The organism is Winkia sp. C0117E2 (assembly GCF_056590455.1).
Window position 1 is genome coordinate 116,695 of sequence record NZ_JBWPWD010000003.1, and the last position, 18,066, is coordinate 134,760.

Below are 18,066 nucleotides of genomic sequence, written 5' to 3' on the forward strand. Positions count from 1 at the left end.
TTATACCTCGTGCATGGCGTCGAAAATGGCCTCGGACTGAACCTTGATGATCAGATTCTCGGCCGCGGCAACCTTGCCCATGCGTTCCTGCAAAGCAGAAATGGGCAGGCGGTCGGCGTCAAATTCGCAGTGCAAGATCATCGTGAAGTACTGGTCCATCAGCGTCTGCGAAATATTTACAATGTTTACTTTTTCTTCAGCCAGGGCGTTTGCAACAGCCGACACAATTCCAGTGTGATCGACTCCCGCCACGGTTATTATCGCATCCATGTCAACTATTGTATGGATGTTAGGAGCTGCGTCTAATGCTGCCCCCGATCCGGACAAGGGAGAGGCAGACGGAGGCCAGTTCAAGCCACCAGCAGCACGATGCCGCCGCCAATAGTTACCACGTAGGCAAGGAAGTCGAAGAGCTTTTGGTCAATCCGTTTTGCCAGCAGGTAGCCAATGACGGCGCCGATGGCCACGGCCGGTATTAGCGGTAGGGCAATGGTGAACGCGTGCCAGCTGAGCACGCCCGCGAAAACCGAAAATGGTGTCTTGATTACGTTTACTAGAAAGAAGAACCAGGTGGAGGTGCCAAGGAACGCCCTCACATCCATTCGCCTTGACAGCAGATACAGGGTCAGCGCGGGCGAACCAGCATTGGCTACCATCGTGCCAAATCCGGCAAGGGTGCCGTAGAAGGCGCTGGAAACATTGCGCAGAGTAGGCGACTTTGGCGCCCTATGTTTGTGCGGCATATAGGTGATCGCAAGCTGCATAAGCGTAAGGACGATCAGGGCAATGCCGATGCCGTACCGAACCACCGCGTCGGAGGCTAAGCGTAAGAACACGGTGCCCAAGAGGACACCTAGGACAACAACGGGCATTAGCTTCTTCAGGATCGGCCAGTTAGCGTCCTTTCGGTAAAACCACAGCGCTAGCAGATCGCCGAACAGCAAAATGATCAGTAGCACCCCTACTGATTCTTTCGCTGGCAAGACGATCGCGGCGAGTGCTACCGCGATCATGCACGCTCCTGGGATGAGTCCTTTGGAAAGGCCCGCCCCAATGCCGGCAATGAATAGGATGATCCATGCTGTTGCGCTCATGCATACAGGTTTAGCACGCGTTCGGGGTCCGACCAAAGAACGAGGGCGGGGCAACTAACGCTGGAGGCGGGTAGGTGGTGGAGGCCTTAATGGGTGCGCATGAGGGCGCAGATTTGGGCCCGTGCAGCAGCTCCGGCGCGCGTTGGCAAAAGCGGGTAAACGTGCAGTCCTGAGGGTTCTTCTACCAGATCATAGTGGCCGCCCTCGGCAGCGATCTTGTGCGCGAGCAGGTGGGCGTCCGGGTTGAAGATGTCTGCGGTACCGGTAAAGATCGTGACCGGTCCTAGCGAGGCTAGCTCCGTTGCGGGTGCTAGTAGAGGGCTGACTTTCGGATCGGTTAGCGGGGTGCTTGCGGCCCACTCTTCTAGGAACACTTTGCATCCGGGTACGCCCAGCCACGGGTCTGCCTGCTGCGCTGCGGGGATATGTGGGTTCGAGAAGGTGGCGTCGAGGGCGGGCGATATCAGAACGATTGGCATGGTGGCAGTTTTTCTTATTTCGAGGGCCGCGGACAGTGCAATCTGGCCCCCAGCCGAGTCCCCGCCTAAGGCGACTTCTCCAAACTTTTCTTTAGCCGCCAGGGTGATCCGGCCTATGGAAGGGATCACCTGCGCTGCCGTGCCAAAAGGTATGAGCGGGTAGATAGGAAGTAGAACTGCCCGCCCGGTGGTGGTGGCCATCTCGGCTGCTAACTGCCAGTGCTGGGGTGCGATCTGGTTGACCCAGCCACCCCCGTGCACGTACACGAATGCGCCCCGTGGCTGCTGATCATTTGGCACTAGCACGTATATGTACTGGCCTGCCGAGTAGGTGACCTTGATGCGCACCTGTGTCTTTCCCGGAAAGAAGCGTGGCACAATCGGCTGGGGCAATAGCGCTCTTTTCGCGATTCGCTTCCGAGCCGCCGCCGGGTCTAGGTAGGCGCGGTTCGCCCTCGTGAGTTTCAAGAAAGCGGTCACCGTCCACTGCGGGATGTGCATTGGTCCTCCTTACCGGACATTGGTATAGGCAGGACTTTACTCTGCTTCCGCCTAGACGATTGGCGAGGGTGGCTTCGCGGTGTTGGGCCTAGGGGCGGGAGCCTGTCGATCCATGGTGTTTTCGTCCAGCCTTGGCGATCTACACCATGTTTCGCTGAAAACGCCAAAGGTCGAAAAAACACCGAGGCTCGCCGTCAATTCCTGTGGAGGGGAAAAGTCTTAAGATAGCCGAATTGATTACTTTTTACGCGCAGGCTGCAATTGCCGCCTTATCGGGGGTGAGGTCGCCCTGCCGCACAGCACTTACAAGCCCAGGTTTAGCTGGTGGACCAGCAAGTCAAACTGGCCGTGCTCTCGGTAGGCAGCCGCCGGTCTAGCTGGCGAAAGAATTCAAGAAAGGGTTCGAGCCTCCGCCGGGTAACTTTAGTTTTCCCACTAGAGCGCGCCGGTTTGGCGGGCCTATTTTAGGTCTATTTTGTTGCACATTAGCGGCTACGGGCACATACCGAAGCGCATTCACTCTTTGGACTTTCCCGCCCAATTACAACGAAAAACCCCGCCGTTCCAACGGGACAGCGGGGTGCTGGCGGAGGATGGGGGAATAAAAATAATCCGCACCATTATAGGCAAAACTAGCGGCGTGCCCTAACCATGCCCCTAGCGAAAAAGAGGAAGGGGCCTAACCGGCATATTGCCGACTAGACCCCTGCTCGAAAACGCACCTACTGGGCTAGCGAGATCAATCCCTTTTCAGTGCCAAACAGCCCCGTTTGTACCTGCACGGAAAGCTTGCCAAGATCCGCTGCCACGTCATCGGGCACGTCAAAAGCTATCTTGCCGGTAGCAGAATTGCCGGGGTTGATTTGCTTGTACAAGAACTCGCTTTTATCAGCAGCTAGCGCAACGGAGGCGTTAGTACTTGCCGAATATTCCTTATCACCGAGCTTGAGCTTAAAAAAGTCATCGGCAACCGAGAGTGACTCATTTTCATTATTTTTAACAGTAACGTCCAAGATAATGAACTGCCCATTCGCAGTTTCTTTCATGTACTCGTTTTCGCCTGCATCCTTGCTAACATTGACAGCATTCACCGTGAATTCAGTCTTACCGACTGTGAGCGGCTGGCCAATCTTGCCTGTCTTATCCTTGCCTTCGTCCTTGGCGGCGCTAGCTGTTTCGCTTGCTGCTGCGGCGGGCTCGGGCTTGGCGGCGTTCTCAGTTTTCTTATCGCCGCCGCCCTTAGTAGCTGTGGCCACTACGATCACAAGAACAATTACCGCTAGAACGATAAACCAAGCGCGCTTGTAGAACGGCTTTTTCGGCTTGGCATTTCCCATTTGGGTAGGGGTTGAGCTCATTGGATTTTCTCCATACTAGATTTACGGGGGTATGTTAGCACGCTCTCATTTGAGCAGCTGAAGCCGATCGTATCACCGGGCTATGACAGATCAGACACCCCCTGCGGGGTGCATTCTAGGATTTGCTGATAATCGCGTATTAGCCATGCGGGCGCGTCTAGTTCTTCGGCGATACCGAATAGATCGCCGTCTGCTAGTTTTTCTGCCCTCGCATACGCATTACGGCTAATTAGTATGCGCGCTACGTCGCGCCGTATCCTGCGTTCCACTGCTGCAGGCTGGGGGCCTATATGCCCGGCCTGCATGTGCAGCACCTCGTGCAAGAGCACTGGGACGCGCTCGCGGCCCGTCAGGTGAGAATTAAGCCAGATGATGCGGTGTTCTGCATCCCATATTCCCACGTAGCGCAAGCGGGGCGTTTCACGCACTACTACACCCTGGCTTTCACAGTATGCAATTAGCTGTTCATACAATTTGCCCCGCCTTATCCTGCTCTCAGCTTTCAAGGGTAAAGCGGGGGTCTGACAGATGATGCGCTTACCGGCGCGGCGGCCCGCTGGGTAGGTGAAGATAAAAGTTATCTTTACACCCTCTATTGTTCGTCTAAGTTATATTGTTCGCCCTGTAGGGTTTCGGGGATTTCGTCGAGGGCGGCGGCATTGTCGACGTCCAAATATTTTTCAGCCTCTAGGTCTGAAAGGCCAATCACATTACTAGCTGGGTGCGAGCTATCCAGCGGGGCCGTTAGGCTGCTATGGGCTAGGCCTCCATCCTTTCGCACGCGGTCCAAAAGCTCGGTTAATAGTTCTTCGTCTGTAGCGCGCGCTAGGGCCTCACGGGTCGTTTCATACCCCGCCCGCCCCGCTTCCGCCTCGCTAATTAACCCGGCTATGACAAGCCCTCGTATCGGGGCTGCTCCATACCGTCTAGCTATAGCGACTATTGACGCGGGGGGAATTTTCCCCGCGTCCCACTGCCTTTTTAGGGTGCCACTGTTTAGGCCAGATTCGCGCGCCATTACCGAGTAGCCGACGCCTCCGGCTATCTCGGTTAACCACTGTTTTATATCCATAACCCCACTATATAGCCAAATGTTGCGCTATGCAACACGTAAACTGCAAACCGTTTGACACGGGCGCAAAAGATGTGTACGTTGTAATTACCAGTTCAAAACCTGCGAAATACAACAGAGGTGAGAAATGAGCAGACTAGTTTTCCGCTCGGGCTTTTTAGAGAGGGCGAAAAAGATCCAGGGCATCAAATCAGATGATGCAATGGCGCGGGTACTCGGAGTTTCGCGCCCAACCTACATAGCGCTTAGAGAGCAAGAAAGCGCGCCTAACGGAGTAACCATCGCAAACATTTTCGATACGTGGGGATACACCCCCGGCGAATGCCTAGCGATCATTCCAGATGAAACCTCAACAGGAAAAAAGATCGCCTAACTGATGAGGCAGCTAGGCGATCAGGAAGAAGGAAATGTAATGAATAAAATTATCCCCTTCAGCTTTGAGGGTACCAAAGTCCGCATATTAGAGGAAGGCGGCAAAGTCTTTTTCTGTGGTAAGGACGTAGCAACAGCCCTTGGATACACCAACACAAATAAGGCGCTCGCGGATCACTGCAAGGGGGTAACGAAACGGTACCCCCTTCAGACGGCGGGCGGTGTGCAGCAAGTCCGCTTTATTACCGAGGGCGATTTGTACCGGCTAACCGCGTCATCGAAGCTACCAAGCGCGCAAGCCTTCGAAGCAAAAGTATTCGACGAAGTACTACCCACGATCCGTAAGACCGGCTCGTACGGCATTCCTGCTAATCAGCTAAGCGGACCGGAACTCATGGCCAAAGCCCTCATAGAGGCAGATAAAACCCTCAAAGCATTAGAAGCAGAAAACGCGCGGCTAGAACCCAAAGCCAAAAGCTTTGACCATTTCCTCGCAACCGGCAAAGACCTAAGCGTTAAACAGGCCGCGCAAATGCTCTGCAGGGCAGGCCTTGAGACAGGGCAAAACCGGCTGTTTAAAACCCTGGATGCCCTCGGATGGGTGTACAAGCCAGCCGGTCGTAAAAGCTGGAGCGTCTACCAAAAGGTAATCGACGCGGGGCATATGGCGGTTATCGCTTCCACCTGGGAGGATCCGGCCACCGGGGAACGGTTCGTTACTACGACCCCTCGGATTACTGCTAAGGGCCTGTACAGGCTCGCAAGGATTTTCGGGCTAACCATCCCCGCGGGTTCGCGGCTTCCACAGCTGACTGGCAAGAACTAACAAACCAAAACAACCAATTTGAGCATGTTAAAAGCCCCCTGGCAGCGACGCCACCAGGGAGCAACAACATGAAAGGAAAGTAAAATGACTAAACCTTACTCCCCTGTCAGACAGGCTATCACGCAAACCGCGCTAGATGAAAAAACCGGGCTCCTGCAGTATCGGGCATCCAAAAAGCAGGTTATCCCGTGGACCTCGCTTATCTGCCACAACAAATTAATCAAGCTAACGAATTGGCGGGGCCGTTGGGTGGCTAAGGCAGTCGACCTTGTTGTTGCCCTCGGACTTGATACGCAAGTATCGGGGAAAATCTGTAGGCAGTTAGACCCGAAAATGATAGCTAAGACTTCGCCAGGCAGGGTTGGGCATTGGTTAGTGTATGCCGATGGGCTGCACAAGTTTTTGCAGCTTGCGACAACTTATGGGGCCAATTTTGAGGCAGCGCGCCAGCTTGAAAAAGCTGTACGTAATGCGATCGTTGATTTGGCTACTCCGAGTGTAAAAGAAAAAGAAATGCCCTCGGATGGTGCCAGGGGCTACCAGCAGGAGCCTAAGCAAGCAGCAAAGCCGGAAACGCAAGCCGCTGAACCTGCCAAGGCTCCAACGCCGCCCGCTCCTGCTCCTGTAGAGCCGATCACATGCGCGCACCTGGCAGTCATGTTCAAAGCTATTTCCGAGGTGGAAGGCAAAGTACCAGACCGCGCAACCAAAGCGCTACTAGACGCTGTGGTTAAAGTCAGCAATGGAGCGGTCAAATGAGCTTGCCAAAATACCTTACAACCCGGCAGGTAGCAGAATATCTAGGTGTTTCTCCCCATACGGTACGCGCATACATTACCTGCGGGGTTCTAAAAGCTGAGAGGCTGGGTACCTCTAAGCGGGGCCAGTTTCGCATAAAAACCGATGATGTTAAGCGTCTGCTAGTGCCAGCTACCGAGGCGGTGCAGCATGAGCGCTAGGCGAGTATTTCATGCGCTTATGCCGGTAGCTTTTGGCGTTATCACAGCTTATTTGGGTTATGCGCTTTGGTATGCCGCCCCCGCTGTTTCGGCGGGGCTGCTACTCGCCGCGTTTTTCTCTCCATTACTTTACTGCCCACCAGATGAAAAGAACTTACTGATGAAACCTATTTTTAAAGAGGGTGAAGCCCTCGCCGGTTGCCGTGACCTGCAGGAATTGCCAGCAGGCGCGCAAGTCAAATTATTTCGCCGTTCCAGTGTTGAAGGCGGTTATGTTGCTACTCGCTTAGGCGGGTTGGGTTCGCGCCCTTACGCTTTCGTGAAAATGCCGACGGGTAGTTGGAAATGTTTCAGCCATGCCGGGTACCTGGAAAAGACCGTGTACACCTCGCAGGAGCTCGCTAATATTGCGGCGGCTCCAACTGTTGCTCGCTTGCAGCTTACGCACTTGCCAAAGCAGGGGGTGGCAGCATGAGCGAGGAATTGCAGTTGCCGCCAAAGCCGGGTATTTACCCGAATATCCCTAACAGCGAGTATCACGCGGATACTAAAAGCTTGTCGTCTTCAGGGGCGAAACTGTTAGTAGCGCAAGGCGGGCCGGCCCGGTTCAAAGCCAGGTTAGAGAACCCGCCCGCGCCCTCGGAGGCGCTCCTGTTTGGTACCGCTGCGCACGCTTACATCCTGGAGGGCGTAAAGCCTGAAGTATTCACCAAAACCAAAACACTAACTTCCAAGGCAGCGCAAGAAAAAATCAAAGAGCTTGGCGACACCCCACTGGTTACCTCCGAGGGGTGGGAGCGTCTGCAAGCTATGCGAGAGGCAGTGCTAGCAAACCCTTTGGCGGCTAGGCTCCTGCAAGCTAAAGGGAAAGCAGAGCAGTCTATCTACTGGCAACACCCGCATGGGGCGTTGCTGCGTTGCCGCCCTGACTGGCTCCCAGACGAGGAAGACTCCGAGCTTGGATTTTTGCCAATAGTGGACCTGAAAACCACCTCGGACGCAACCCCCGCAGGGTTCCGGCGCTCTTGCTTCCAGCTTGGATACCACCAGAGCGCGGCATGGTACGCAACCGGCCTGGCAGGAGCAAACATCAGTACTAATGCTCGCATGGTGTTTATCGCAGTGGAAAAGACCCCGCCTTATCTCGTTGGGGTGTACACGCCCTCCGAGGAAGCCTTACGAGTAGGGGCAGCGCTAAATGAAAAAGCTATAAGCATTTGGCAACGATGCAGACTATTTGACGAATGGCCTGGTCTTAGCAGCGGGATAAAACAATTAGACATTAAACCGTATGAAATACCCGCTAATATTTCTAATGAATTGGGTGAAACATGGCAACTCTAAAGCCAATAACAGACGCTCTAAAAAGCTTTAGCATTATCAAAAAGGACGGGTTCAACCAGCACTCACGTTATCAGTTTCGCGGCATTGACGGTGTGTTAGATGTTATTGGTCCAGTATTTCGTAAATACGGAATTATCGTAACCTCGAATATTGATAAAATCGAATATGCGGAAAAGGTCGCTAATGGGAAAGTGTCTACCGTTACGCGGGGTATTGTCACCTATACTTTTCACTTTGGAGACGGCGACAGCCTCGCTACTACGGTTGCTGCAGAGGCGCAAGACTGGGGCGATAAGGGTACCTCTAAGTTTATGTCTGTAGCCTTACGTACGGCCATTTTGCAGACTTTTACGGCTCCTACTGGTGAGGCAGACCCGGATAGTTTCACCTACCAAAACCAGGCGCAACCATCCCCGGCGCAAGGCCAGCAGCCGACCCCTGGCACGGTCACAGCAGCGGATATTGAAACGCTTTTCACTCAATGCGGTTTTAGTGAGGAAAAGCGCGCCCAATTCTGTCAATGGGCAGGAGGAAAGCAAATAACAAAACCTGAGCAATTAAACGCCGGGCAAGCACAAATGTTAGCTACAACCCTGCAAAATCATTTGAAAGGGGCGAAATAGTGCGAGTCGGAAATATTGAAGGCAAAGAGTATATGGCCTGGGTTGAGGCCATGCAAGACAAATTTAACGATCCTGAAGTTGGGTGTGTTAGCGGTTCTGCGATGCTGCCGCTTTATTACCTGGTGGATCAAACGCTTTCTCCTGATGCGCTATTGGTTTTACTCGTTGCTTATTTATCTACTTCCACGCCGGATGTTTATAACGGGGAATGCTCGCTTGAAGATCTGGTGTTTTTGACTCACTTGCCAGCTGAGGATATCGCGCGGGCCGTTTCCGAGTTGAACCGCTCTGGGCTGGTCCCGTTCAAGGTGGTGTTAGCAGAAAATGGGCGATAAGACTACGCGGGGTTACGCAAGCGTAGAAAACTGGATCATACGGCAATGTGAGGGCCTTACTGAGCATGAGCTTGTTGTTTTCCTGGTGCTGCGCTCTTACGCCGGGAATAAGCCGTTTTGCAGTCCTTCTAGGGAGACTATAGCCGCTAACGCTAGAGTCTCAGTTAGGACGGCTGATAAGGCCCTGCGTGGGCTCGCTGCTAAGGGTTTTATTACTTGGCGGCAGCAGAGCGAGGCGGGTCGTAAAAAGTCGTCAGCTTACACGATTCGGGTTGATCTGAAAGACTGCATCAATGGGACTTTAGGCCCAGGATTAGATGTGCAGGAGCTGCACATCAGAGGTGCAGGAGCTGCACATCAAAACCATTTAGATGTGCAAATCGAGCAGATTAGATGTGCAGGAGCTGCACATAAAGAAAATCATATTAATAAAATTAATAATATTAACGTCTGCACTCCTGGCGGAGATGCAGACCCTTCGAAGAATGAACGCGCTGACGTTGATAAAGTCTGCAACGCTCTAGCTACTCGTATCGAAGCTAATGGTGCTAAGCGTCCAACCATCTCTAAGCGGTGGAAAGACGAAGCCAGGAGGCTAATCGACCTGGACGGTCATCCAGTCCCGGAAATACTCGAAGTCATCGCCTGGTGCCAGGCATCAACATTTTGGCGCTCAAACATTCTCAGCTTGCCAACACTGCGTAAGCAATATGACCGCCTCAAAATGCAAATGCGAGACCGCGCAACCACTGGCAGCAGGGTAGAGCAAATGCAAGCATTCTGGCAGCAAGGGCAGCAACTAGACGCTGAAACCCACGCCGACCCTAAAGCGATCGGATGGTAACCGCCATGAGCCAGACAGCAGCAAGCCAGTTAACAGGCCGTGCGGTAGCAACCGCACTAGCAAGACTCGCCGCTTGCGGGGCAATGCTCCAAGGCGTAGACGTGAGGCTAGCGAGTAGGGAAATACTAACCGCCGTGCCAACCGCCTCCGATAGCGACGTAACCGCCGGTACAAGCGCCCTGATAAAAGCGAATCCGCCGTTTATCAAACTACCCGACCTAATCGAGCGGGTAGGGATAGAAAACCGTAAACGCCGGAACAATAAAACCGTGGATGCCCCAATAAGGGGTCTACCCGCCAATCTGAGCGCCGAACAGACCCGCCAATGGGTAAGGACATACCAAAGCACAATTAAGGCCGGAATAGACCCCATAGAGGCCGTAAACGCTGCCAACTACGAAGCGGGCATTGTGCAGCCCGCTAACACGCTGCCACCAAGCAGGCAGCAATACCTAAACCACAAAATCAACACATTTGGGAAAACGCTATGAAAGAAAAACAACTCGCAACTAATTTGCAAACCGCCGTAGCAAACCTCGCTACCCAAATAGGCGAAATAAATAACTACCTCGCAGTAGAAAATGAAACGCCTGGCACTAAGGAAGAAAGAAATAAAATCGCCTGCCAAACCTTAGACGCTGAAACCGCACTAGACAACCTGAACCTAATAGCAAGCAAATGTGAGGGGCTATTCGCACGCATAGAAAAAATCAAAGACCCCCAACCGCCAAAGCCCACCCCCTCGTACATAGATCTCGCAAAAGACCTTAGCGACATAGACGAAAACGAAGAAATGGTAGTCGGCTACTGCCTGCTAACGGTCGCTCCCAGCCAGGTCAAAAAAGCATACGAAAACCACCCAGACAACCCCAAAGCAGACATGATACAGCGCACAAACGCTAATGAGCAGCTAAGCAAAGACGTTCGCCTATACGTCCTAAACCAAATGGCAGAAGGCATGAGTGCAACCAAAAAAGCAATACGCAAAGGAGAATACTAAATGATAAACGCAACCGTAACCGGCCACCTCGGACAAAACCTAGAGCAACGCTTTACCGGCTCAGGCAAAGCTGTTGTAAACCTCAGCATTTGCGCAACCCCACAACGCAAAGACCCCCAAACCGGACAATACGCGGATTTCGGCTTGCCTATCTGGGTGGAAGCCCCAATCTGGGGTTATGAGGCCGAAGCCCTATTAGACGCTGGCGTAGGCAAAGGCTGGAAGGTGACCGTAACCGGCGTGCTAGCGCATGAAACCTACCAGGCAAGAGACGGGCAAACCAAACAGAAAACCACCTTATTCAACACCCGCCTACTCGGTGTAATGCCCCCCAAACAGCAACAACAAGGCGGGACACCAGGACAGCCGCCGCAACAGCCAGCCCCGGCGCAAGGGTACAGCCAGCAACCCCAACAACAGGCGCAACCACCAGCGCAACAGCCGCCGCAACAACTACAACAGCCCGCGCTACAAGCCGCCTGGCCGCAAGTAGCACAACCACCCTTCTAAGCACTGAGGAGAAAACCAAAGAATGTTAGACAACCAGAGATTGCGCGCAAACCGCAGGCTCGCAGAAATAGACCAAGAATTCAGAAAAGCATGGCACAGGTTAGAAACCTGCAAAGCCAACCTAGACATTCTGACATGCATAACCGGCAACATGGCGGCTATTAAGCCTACCCGTCGCACAAAAGAAATGGTCGACCAACGAATATTACAAACCCTGGATGCAATAAACGCCCTCGAAGAACAAATCTATGACCTATGCCAACTAACACACACAGAAGAATAAGCCAATGAGTAAAATCAAGGTCGAATGCGCAACCTGCCATAAAACAATGGAACTAACCGACACATCCAGCCTCTACAGGCCAGACGGCAAAATGTATAGATTCTATTGCGCAGACTGCTACAACAAAACCAAACAAGCAAACAAAGAAAAGGATACCCAAAATGAGTGAAACAATCCGCGAAAGCTTAATCCACAGCTGCGACTACCTGGCAGAAAATATCGGCCGCGCCTTAGAAATAGTCCAAACCGCTAAACATAACATCGAAAAAGCCCCCGGTCTGGATACACCCTTCCAGTATCCCTTACCGAACCCCATTGACAATCTTACAGATGACTTTGACGATGCGACGTACTGGAGCAAAAGCATTGATGCACTAGGGAGCGTCGAACGGGAATGCAGGGCTCTAGCAGCGGGGAAACCCAATGACGCCGCGTAAAAGGTCTAACGCCTCTGCAAAAGCAGCAGGCAGAAACTTCGAAAAGCTCGTAGCAAACTATCTCGCTGAAACCGTCGACGACAGGATAGAACGCCGCCGACAAGCAGGAGCGTTAGACCGAGGCGACATCGCAGCAGTACGAACCAAAAACGGGCAACGAGTAGTAATCGAATGCAAAAACACAACCCGCCCCGCCCTCGCTGCCTGGCTCAAAGAAGCCGAAACCGAGCGGCAAAACGACAACGCTGCCATAGGCGTCATAGCGCACAAGAGGCGCGGCAATAACAAGCCAGGTGAGCAACTAATAACGATGACACTAAAAAATTTCGCAACCCTACTAAAAGATCGAAGGGAGGGAAACTAAATACCGGATATGCAAACAGCAAAGAAGATAAGACGTACTAACTGGGCGCTAGCATTTCTAGGCGCAGCACATTGGGTAACGCTAATGGTATTTCTAACCTACGCATACACCCCAGACCAGGTAGGACCAACCATTAGCCTAATACTGCTACTAATCTACTCATGGGGTGCAACCTGCTGCAGCGCTGAACTGAAAAAAGCAGTAATCAAAAAAGACCACGCCCTTGCGCTCACCGCGAGCGCTATAAAACAGTTACTAGCTGAAAATAAAACACCCAATGATAAACTAAAACCGTAGCAAAATATGGGGACAGCTACAGCCCCGCGCTAAATGTTTAGGTATCGCTCATGTACTCCTGGCTAAACACAAGGCGCGGGGCAAACCGTAAAAGCAGGAGGCGTATTTGAAATGGCAGAAGCAAAAAGATCAAGCAGCAGAAGATTCAAAAAACTATACCGCCAATTCAAACAGGCCTGCACCCAAACCAACGCCCCATGCTGGCTATGCGGCCAACCAATTGATTACACCGCCGAATCAACCAACCAAGCCAACGGCGATCGCTTTCAACTAGACCACTTCTACCCGGTCTCAAAGCGCCCTGACCTGGCAGAAGACCCCGCAAACTTTAGACCAGCACACGCCGACTGCAACAGGCTACGAGGCAACGGCCAACCACACCCCGGAATAGGAATAACATCCCGCGAATGGTAAACAAAATGAAACCACACATCACAAGCAAAGTGAATAATTATGCGCCCATAGGGGGCGTTACAATCACAAAAATAACAGGCACCCGGCCTACCCCCCGCCTGCCAATGGGCCGCTCTCCCCAAGGGGACACCCTCCTACTAAATGGGGCCGCTGACGGCGTTTTGGGGGCCGAAAATGGCTAAGGGCGTATCTAAGCAGGCTAAGGCGCTAGAACTGTGGCGTAAGGGTAGTACAGCGGCCACAATCGCTAAAAAACTCGGTTACACAAGCGAGGGCGCGGCCCTGAAAGCCTGCGTAAAGGAATTAGCTAAAGCTCCTGCTACTACTGTGCAGCAGCAAAGGGCTATAGAGCGCGAAAGGCTAGACCTGGTGGCAGCGCGGGTAATGATTTCCGCGCTTGACGGCGATGCGCTTGCCGCTAAGCAGCTTTTGGATATTCAGCGGCGGCGTGAGGAACTGGCGGCGGCTGCAGCCTCTAAAACAGGACCGCTAGTGGAGGCCGTGCAGGCTACCGCTAAGGCCTGCGAGGGATTAGAGGCGGGCGGGGCTGACGCTGCCCTCGTTAGAGCCTGTCTAAAGATTGCTGAACACGTCGATAACATCGACAGGTTCGGCACGGCTGCAGAGCAAACTAAGGCGCGCTACCTTATTCCGCATCTTACGAATATGCTGCGTGAAATGGGGGCGACTCCTGCAGCGAGGGCGGCTAGGGAGGCTGGCAAGGCACCAGAAAAGTCGAAGCTAGCGCAAATGCAGCAGGCGCGCGATAGGCTCAGGGCTGTCTAGTGGGTGTCAAAGGCTGCAAGATACCGCAGGTGTGGACTAAACCGCTGCGTAAGCTCACGCCGGCTACCTCGCGCGGTTTTGAGTGCATTAAGTTCGCGCGCGATATTCTGCAAATCGAGCTTTTGCCCTGGCAGGAATGGGCACTAGTACACCTCCTGGAAACGCGCCCTAATGGTGAGCTACGCTTTAGAACCGTAATCATTGAGGTTGCTAGGCAGAATGGGAAAACCACCCTCGCTATCGTTCTTTGCCTTTGGCGCATGTTCCTAGATGGTTCCGCGCTCGTACTCGGTACAGCGCAAAGCCTGGAAACCTCCGAGGATACTTGGGGTGAAGCGGTTGAAATCGTTGAGTCGAACCCGGAATTAGCGCCGCTCATTGCCCCAAAGGGGGTAAAGTCCCAAAACGGGAAAAAGGAATTGAAGCTCGTTTCTGGCGCTAAGTGGAAGGTAGCACCCACAAACCGACGCGGGGGCCGTTCAAAGTCTGCTGATACGGTTCTTTTTGACGAGCTGCGCGAACATTCCTCCTGGGAGGCGTGGAGTGCTATCGCTAATACCACTATTGCTAAGAAAAACGCGATAGTTCTTGGTATTTCTAACGCGGGCGATAAGACCTCGGTAGTTCTAAAAGAATTACGCAAAAAGGGTATTGAGCAGGCAGAAAAAGGCACCGCGTTAGGGTATTTCGGGTGGGCAGCTGCCAAAGATGATGACATTTCGGACCCTAAAACCTGGGCAAAGGCTAATCCGGGGCTCGGTTACACCGTTTCGGAGGAAGCGCTAGCTGACGCGCTGGCAACACAGCCAGAAACCGAGTTTAAAACAGAAAACCTGTGCATGTGGGTCGAGTCTGTGCAGGAAACCGCGATTAAACCTGAGGACTGGCAGGCCCTCGCTGATAAGAATTCTGTTATTGATCCCGCATCGCCGCTTAGCGTGGGCGTGGATGTTTCCTCGGATCGCCTGTACACCTCGGTTTGCGTTGCCGGGTGGCGTGACGATGGTTTGCCGCATGTGGAGGTTGTCGCCTGTAGGGCGGGCATGTTGTGGGTTGCCGATTGGCTTACTGTGTTTGCGCGCAAGTGGGATCCGGCAAGCGCGCTGGTGCAGGCGCGCGGGTGTGGCGCGTCTGAGCTTATAGATCCGATAGAAAAAACCGGCCTGCAGGTTAGGCCCGTTGGTGGGTCCATGTTAGGGGCGGCAACAGGGCAGTTTTTAGATCGCGTAAGAGATGGCACGCTAGCGCACTTGGGGCAACCCGCGTTAGATGTGGCAGTAGCAGGCAGTATCGCTAAAGGCCTTGGCGAAAGCAAAGTTATTACTCGTAAAGACTCTCCTGCAGATGCGGCCCCGCTGATTGCCGCAATGTGGGCAGTGTACGGGCTGGCGCATGAGCAGGCAGAAGATACCCGTCTTAGCGCCTATTCCTCTATGGCCTCGGACTGGTGGAACAGCCCCCCGGTCCCAACAGTGTCTGAACCCCCGAATAAGAGTGAAAGCCAGTCGCGCCCGTGGTGGGCATAGAAAGGAAAACAAATTGAGTTTTATGGATGCTATAGCCCGTTTCCTTGGGCGTACCGGGGCGGGCACACCAGGCCAGGAGGTTGCTTTAGCCCCTGGTGGTATGCCTGTGAACCTTATTGCTTTGCCTTCGGGCGGCGGGTGGCTGAACCCGGAAAAAATGAGTGTCGCGCAACTGTGGCGCACCCAACCGCACCTAAGGACCGTAGTTGATTTTCTTGCGGGCAACGTAGCACAACTGTCATTGCACGCCTTTACCGAAAATGCTGCAGGAGAACAGGAGCGAGACAAAACTAGTCCGGTTGCTGCCTGGGTGCAGCAGCCTAACGACTACCAGACTATGCCCGATTTCCTGCGCGCGTTCACTATCGAGCGTCTGCTATACGATCAGGCGTTTATCTGGGTGCTAACCGGCCCTGATGGGGCCTTACAGACCCGCGTTTTGCCCTCGGAGGCAGTCACTGTAACCCGTGACGCGTTCGGGGTGCCCACCAGGTACGAATACGCTATAGCGGATACTGCAGGAGTAAAAAGCAGTCACACTATCCCAACCAATGAGGTTATCGAGTTCAAGGGGTGGACTCCCTCGGAGCCGGGGGCAACATCATCGCCTGTAGAAACGCTTAGACAGATCCTTAGCGAGCAGTACTATTCCTGGTGGCGCAGGGCCGCTATGAGTAAGCGGGGCGGGCGTTTCCAAGGGTTCTTTTCGCGCCCTAAGGACGCGCCAATGTGGACTGACGACGACCGGCGGCGTTGGGATGAAATGCGGCAAGCGTTCGCTATTGGAGGTGAACGCGCCGGCGATGACATGCTTCTCGAAGATGGGATGACTTATCAGCAGGCTGCGCCCTCAGCGCAAGAAACACAATGGGCAGAATCAGTCACTCTATCCTTGCTGACTATCTGCCAAGTTTTCCACGTAAACCCCACAATGGTAGGCGTATTAGACAACGCAAACTACTCGAATGTGCGTGAGTTCCGGCGTGCCCTCTACACTGACACATTGGGCCCTCTGCTGCGTGAAATCGAAGCCCGCCTATCCCGCTTCGTGCTACCTCTGTTGGGCGCTCCTGATGGGGCCTGGGTGCAATTCAATGTAGAGGGCAAGCTGAGGGGCTCATTCGAAGAGCAAGCGCGGGTAATGTCTGCAGCTATTGGCGCGCCGTTCATGACAAGGAACGAGGGGCGGCGTATGCGCGGCCTGCCCCCTGTAGAGGGTGGAGACGAGCTCATTACCCCGCTAAATGTGGCTATTGGCGGGCAGGCAAGCCCGTTAGATGGGGGCGAGGGCAGGCCCTCCGAGGGCGAAAAAGACGCGCTCGCGGTTGTGCGGGGTTTTCTTAGCAGGCAGGAAAGATCAGTACAGGCGAAAAAGCAAGCTGGCTTAACCGAGTGGTGGCAGGCGGGGCGTTGGCAAAAAGAATTAACAGCGGACCTTGCTAACGCCGGGGTTACTGATGCTGCAGAGAGGGCAGCAATCATAAATGAAATTGCCTATAGCGCATATGTGGAAGGCAAGCAGGTTCAAACCTCGCAAATATTGGGGGCGTTAGAGTAAATGACTATTCATATTATTATGGGGCCGCCATGTGCGGGTAAAACGACTTTTCTAAATCAGAATGCGCGCCCTGGTGAACCGCGCGTTGATTATGACGCGATTTGTAAGACTCTAGGCAGCACATTAGATCACGCGAAAAGTGAACCGATAAAACAGGTCTCCTGGGCAGCAAGAGCTGCGGCGATAGCCCGCATTTTTGAGGGCGTAGACTCTGACGCTTGGATTATCCAACACAACGCAACTAGCGAGCAGATAGGACGCTGGAAAAAGCAAGGCTGCGAGTTCCATATTGTCGATCCCGGTATTGATGTTTGTTTGCAACGCGCAAAGGAAGAAAAACGAGGCAAAGAGGTAGAACAGGCTATAGAATCATGGTATAAGAATAGGCCTGATATTTCGGATGAAAAGGTTAGAGGCGTGCGCACTAAGACTATTAATGTAAAGCTAAAGGCAGCGGGCGATACTACTACTGGTGGTAGTGAAAACGGCAAGTTTTCCGGGTATTGCTCAGTCTTTAATAATATTGACTCGTATGGTGAAATAGTGGCCCCTGGGGCCTTTGCTGAAACCATTAAAGAGGACGGCCCTGTGTTCCCTTGCTATTGGGGGCATAGGATGGATGACCCCCTATTCAACATTGGTAAGACCACGGCTATTAGCGAGGACGACCACGGCCTTCTAGTGGAAGTAGAGCTAGACGTTAAGAATAACGAGCGCGCCGCATATGTTAACCGGCTGATAAATGAGGGCCGCGTAAAGCAAATGTCGTTTGCTTTTGACGTTGTGGAATACAAGCAGACGAATGAGGCTGTGATCTTAACCGAGGTCAAATTACATGAAGTTTCTGTAGTTCCGGTTGGTGCTAACCAGGAAACAGAAATAAATCCGGGCAAGCCGGATAAGCCAGACAAGCCTGATAATGACGACAATAACGGTAATGCTGACGAGGGCGATAATGAGCAACCAGAAGGTAAACCAGAAGGCGACGAGGAAAAGCCTAAAGGTGAGGCCGCTAAGGGTGCTAAACTAAAGCCAGACGCCGCGTTAGCCGATTTCTACGCACATATTTTTGAATCGATTTAAG

General features: G+C 53.2%; 26 protein-coding genes and 1 pseudogene. 21 read left to right on the forward strand and 6 right to left on the reverse strand.

Annotated features, from left to right (window positions below):
• The 6 genes from AC1EKG_RS05055 to AC1EKG_RS05080 form a co-directional block, all read right to left on the reverse strand.
• On the reverse strand, nucleotides 1-270 hold the full coding sequence (locus tag AC1EKG_RS05055; RefSeq protein WP_004806710.1) for an ACT domain-containing protein: 270 nt from the start codon (nucleotides 268-270) through the stop codon (nucleotides 1-3).
• 80 nt (nucleotides 271-350) lie between these two features.
• A complete protein-coding gene (locus AC1EKG_RS05060) occupies nucleotides 351-1,094 on the reverse strand; it encodes a sulfite exporter TauE/SafE family protein (RefSeq protein WP_040315108.1) in 744 nt (247 codons plus the stop codon).
• Between the two features lie 86 nt (nucleotides 1,095-1,180).
• The gene (locus AC1EKG_RS05065; protein ID WP_004806706.1) at nucleotides 1,181-2,074 is read right to left on the reverse strand and encodes an alpha/beta hydrolase fold domain-containing protein; all 894 of its coding nucleotides are present in this window, start codon (nucleotides 2,072-2,074) and stop codon (nucleotides 1,181-1,183) included.
• A 722-nt stretch (nucleotides 2,075-2,796) separates the two neighbouring features.
• On the reverse strand, nucleotides 2,797-3,432 hold the full coding sequence (locus AC1EKG_RS05070) for a DUF4352 domain-containing protein (protein ID WP_481067760.1): 636 nt from the start codon (nucleotides 3,430-3,432) through the stop codon (nucleotides 2,797-2,799).
• A gap of 80 nt (nucleotides 3,433-3,512) precedes the next feature.
• A complete protein-coding gene (locus AC1EKG_RS05075) occupies nucleotides 3,513-3,860 on the reverse strand; it encodes a hypothetical protein (RefSeq protein ID WP_141739470.1) in 348 nt (115 codons plus the stop codon).
• A gap of 164 nt (nucleotides 3,861-4,024) precedes the next feature.
• On the reverse strand, nucleotides 4,025-4,504 hold the full coding sequence (locus tag AC1EKG_RS05080; RefSeq protein ID WP_070454274.1) for a hypothetical protein: 480 nt from the start codon (nucleotides 4,502-4,504) through the stop codon (nucleotides 4,025-4,027).
• A 127-nt stretch (nucleotides 4,505-4,631) separates the two neighbouring features.
• Between AC1EKG_RS05080 and AC1EKG_RS05085 the strand changes: the two genes are divergently transcribed.
• The 21 genes and pseudogenes from AC1EKG_RS05085 to AC1EKG_RS05185 all read left to right on the forward strand — a co-directional run bounded on the left by AC1EKG_RS05085 (nucleotide 4,632) and on the right by AC1EKG_RS05185 (nucleotide 18,065).
• On the forward strand, nucleotides 4,632-4,877 hold the full coding sequence (locus tag AC1EKG_RS05085) for a hypothetical protein (protein ID WP_024332451.1): 246 nt from the start codon (nucleotides 4,632-4,634) through the stop codon (nucleotides 4,875-4,877).
• Between the two features lie 39 nt (nucleotides 4,878-4,916).
• Complete coding sequence (locus AC1EKG_RS05090; protein ID WP_024332452.1) at nucleotides 4,917-5,702, forward strand: phage antirepressor KilAC domain-containing protein; 786 nt, start codon at nucleotides 4,917-4,919, stop codon at nucleotides 5,700-5,702.
• Between the two features lie 84 nt (nucleotides 5,703-5,786).
• Nucleotides 5,787-6,461: a hypothetical protein gene (locus AC1EKG_RS05095; protein WP_024332453.1), complete on the forward strand. Its 675-nt coding sequence runs from the start codon at nucleotides 5,787-5,789 to the stop codon at nucleotides 6,459-6,461.
• Nucleotides 6,458-6,661 carry an excisionase family DNA-binding protein gene (locus AC1EKG_RS05100; RefSeq protein WP_034490530.1) on the forward strand — a complete coding sequence of 68 codons (204 nt, stop codon included), beginning with the start codon at nucleotides 6,458-6,460 and terminating at the stop codon, nucleotides 6,659-6,661. Before AC1EKG_RS05095 ends, AC1EKG_RS05100 begins: the two co-directional genes overlap by 4 nt.
• A complete protein-coding gene (locus tag AC1EKG_RS05105) occupies nucleotides 6,651-7,136 on the forward strand; it encodes a hypothetical protein (protein ID WP_285444950.1) in 486 nt (161 codons plus the stop codon). Before AC1EKG_RS05100 ends, AC1EKG_RS05105 begins: the two co-directional genes overlap by 11 nt.
• Nucleotides 7,133-8,005, forward strand: coding sequence for a PD-(D/E)XK nuclease-like domain-containing protein (locus AC1EKG_RS05110; protein ID WP_285444951.1), 873 nt, complete (start codon nucleotides 7,133-7,135; stop codon nucleotides 8,003-8,005). The genes AC1EKG_RS05105 and AC1EKG_RS05110 overlap by 4 nt, the downstream gene beginning before the upstream one ends.
• Entirely contained in the window at nucleotides 7,993-8,628 is a 636-nt protein-coding gene (locus AC1EKG_RS05115) for an ERF family protein (protein ID WP_024332457.1), read from the forward strand. Before AC1EKG_RS05110 ends, AC1EKG_RS05115 begins: the two co-directional genes overlap by 13 nt.
• Entirely contained in the window at nucleotides 8,628-8,963 is a 336-nt protein-coding gene (locus tag AC1EKG_RS05120) for a hypothetical protein (RefSeq protein ID WP_070454276.1), read from the forward strand. The genes AC1EKG_RS05115 and AC1EKG_RS05120 overlap by 1 nt, the downstream gene beginning before the upstream one ends.
• Nucleotides 8,953-9,165: pseudogene (locus AC1EKG_RS05125) on the forward strand (helix-turn-helix domain-containing protein); the annotation flags it as partial. The gene AC1EKG_RS05120 and the pseudogene AC1EKG_RS05125, both read left to right, overlap by 11 nt.
• A 171-nt stretch (nucleotides 9,166-9,336) precedes the next feature.
• The gene (locus AC1EKG_RS05130) at nucleotides 9,337-9,807 is read left to right on the forward strand and encodes a hypothetical protein (protein WP_481067782.1); all 471 of its coding nucleotides are present in this window, start codon (nucleotides 9,337-9,339) and stop codon (nucleotides 9,805-9,807) included.
• Between the two features lie 5 nt (nucleotides 9,808-9,812).
• Nucleotides 9,813-10,298, forward strand: coding sequence for a hypothetical protein (locus AC1EKG_RS05135; protein ID WP_141739471.1), 486 nt, complete (start codon nucleotides 9,813-9,815; stop codon nucleotides 10,296-10,298).
• Nucleotides 10,295-10,807 (forward strand): hypothetical protein, encoded by a 513-nt coding sequence (locus tag AC1EKG_RS05140; protein ID WP_481067761.1) that lies wholly within the window; start codon nucleotides 10,295-10,297, stop codon nucleotides 10,805-10,807. Before AC1EKG_RS05135 ends, AC1EKG_RS05140 begins: the two co-directional genes overlap by 4 nt.
• The gene (locus AC1EKG_RS05145; RefSeq protein ID WP_285444955.1) at nucleotides 10,808-11,317 is read left to right on the forward strand and encodes a single-stranded DNA-binding protein; all 510 of its coding nucleotides are present in this window, start codon (nucleotides 10,808-10,810) and stop codon (nucleotides 11,315-11,317) included.
• 444 nt (nucleotides 11,318-11,761) lie between these two features.
• Nucleotides 11,762-12,037: a hypothetical protein gene (locus tag AC1EKG_RS05150; RefSeq protein WP_070454288.1), complete on the forward strand. Its 276-nt coding sequence runs from the start codon at nucleotides 11,762-11,764 to the stop codon at nucleotides 12,035-12,037.
• Nucleotides 12,024-12,401 (forward strand): DUF2130 domain-containing protein, encoded by a 378-nt coding sequence (locus AC1EKG_RS05155; protein ID WP_070454290.1) that lies wholly within the window; start codon nucleotides 12,024-12,026, stop codon nucleotides 12,399-12,401. Before AC1EKG_RS05150 ends, AC1EKG_RS05155 begins: the two co-directional genes overlap by 14 nt.
• A 403-nt stretch (nucleotides 12,402-12,804) precedes the next feature.
• Nucleotides 12,805-12,972 carry a hypothetical protein gene (locus AC1EKG_RS05160; RefSeq protein WP_285444956.1) on the forward strand — a complete coding sequence of 56 codons (168 nt, stop codon included), beginning with the start codon at nucleotides 12,805-12,807 and terminating at the stop codon, nucleotides 12,970-12,972.
• Nucleotides 12,918-13,112, forward strand: a complete 195-nt coding sequence (locus tag AC1EKG_RS05165; RefSeq protein ID WP_369280987.1) for an HNH endonuclease — start codon at nucleotides 12,918-12,920, stop codon at nucleotides 13,110-13,112. The genes AC1EKG_RS05160 and AC1EKG_RS05165 overlap by 55 nt, the downstream gene beginning before the upstream one ends.
• 174 nt (nucleotides 13,113-13,286) lie before the next feature.
• Nucleotides 13,287-13,898: a terminase small subunit gene (locus tag AC1EKG_RS05170; RefSeq protein ID WP_481067762.1), complete on the forward strand. Its 612-nt coding sequence runs from the start codon at nucleotides 13,287-13,289 to the stop codon at nucleotides 13,896-13,898.
• Entirely contained in the window at nucleotides 13,898-15,424 is a 1,527-nt protein-coding gene (locus AC1EKG_RS05175; RefSeq protein ID WP_481067763.1) for a terminase large subunit domain-containing protein, read from the forward strand. The genes AC1EKG_RS05170 and AC1EKG_RS05175 overlap by 1 nt, the downstream gene beginning before the upstream one ends.
• A 22-nt stretch (nucleotides 15,425-15,446) precedes the next feature.
• Nucleotides 15,447-16,982 (forward strand): phage portal protein, encoded by a 1,536-nt coding sequence (locus tag AC1EKG_RS05180; RefSeq protein WP_070454297.1) that lies wholly within the window; start codon nucleotides 15,447-15,449, stop codon nucleotides 16,980-16,982.
• Nucleotides 16,983-18,065, forward strand: coding sequence for an HK97 family phage prohead protease (locus AC1EKG_RS05185; RefSeq protein WP_051141949.1), 1,083 nt, complete (start codon nucleotides 16,983-16,985; stop codon nucleotides 18,063-18,065).
• Nucleotide 18,066: the final 1 nt, after the last annotated feature.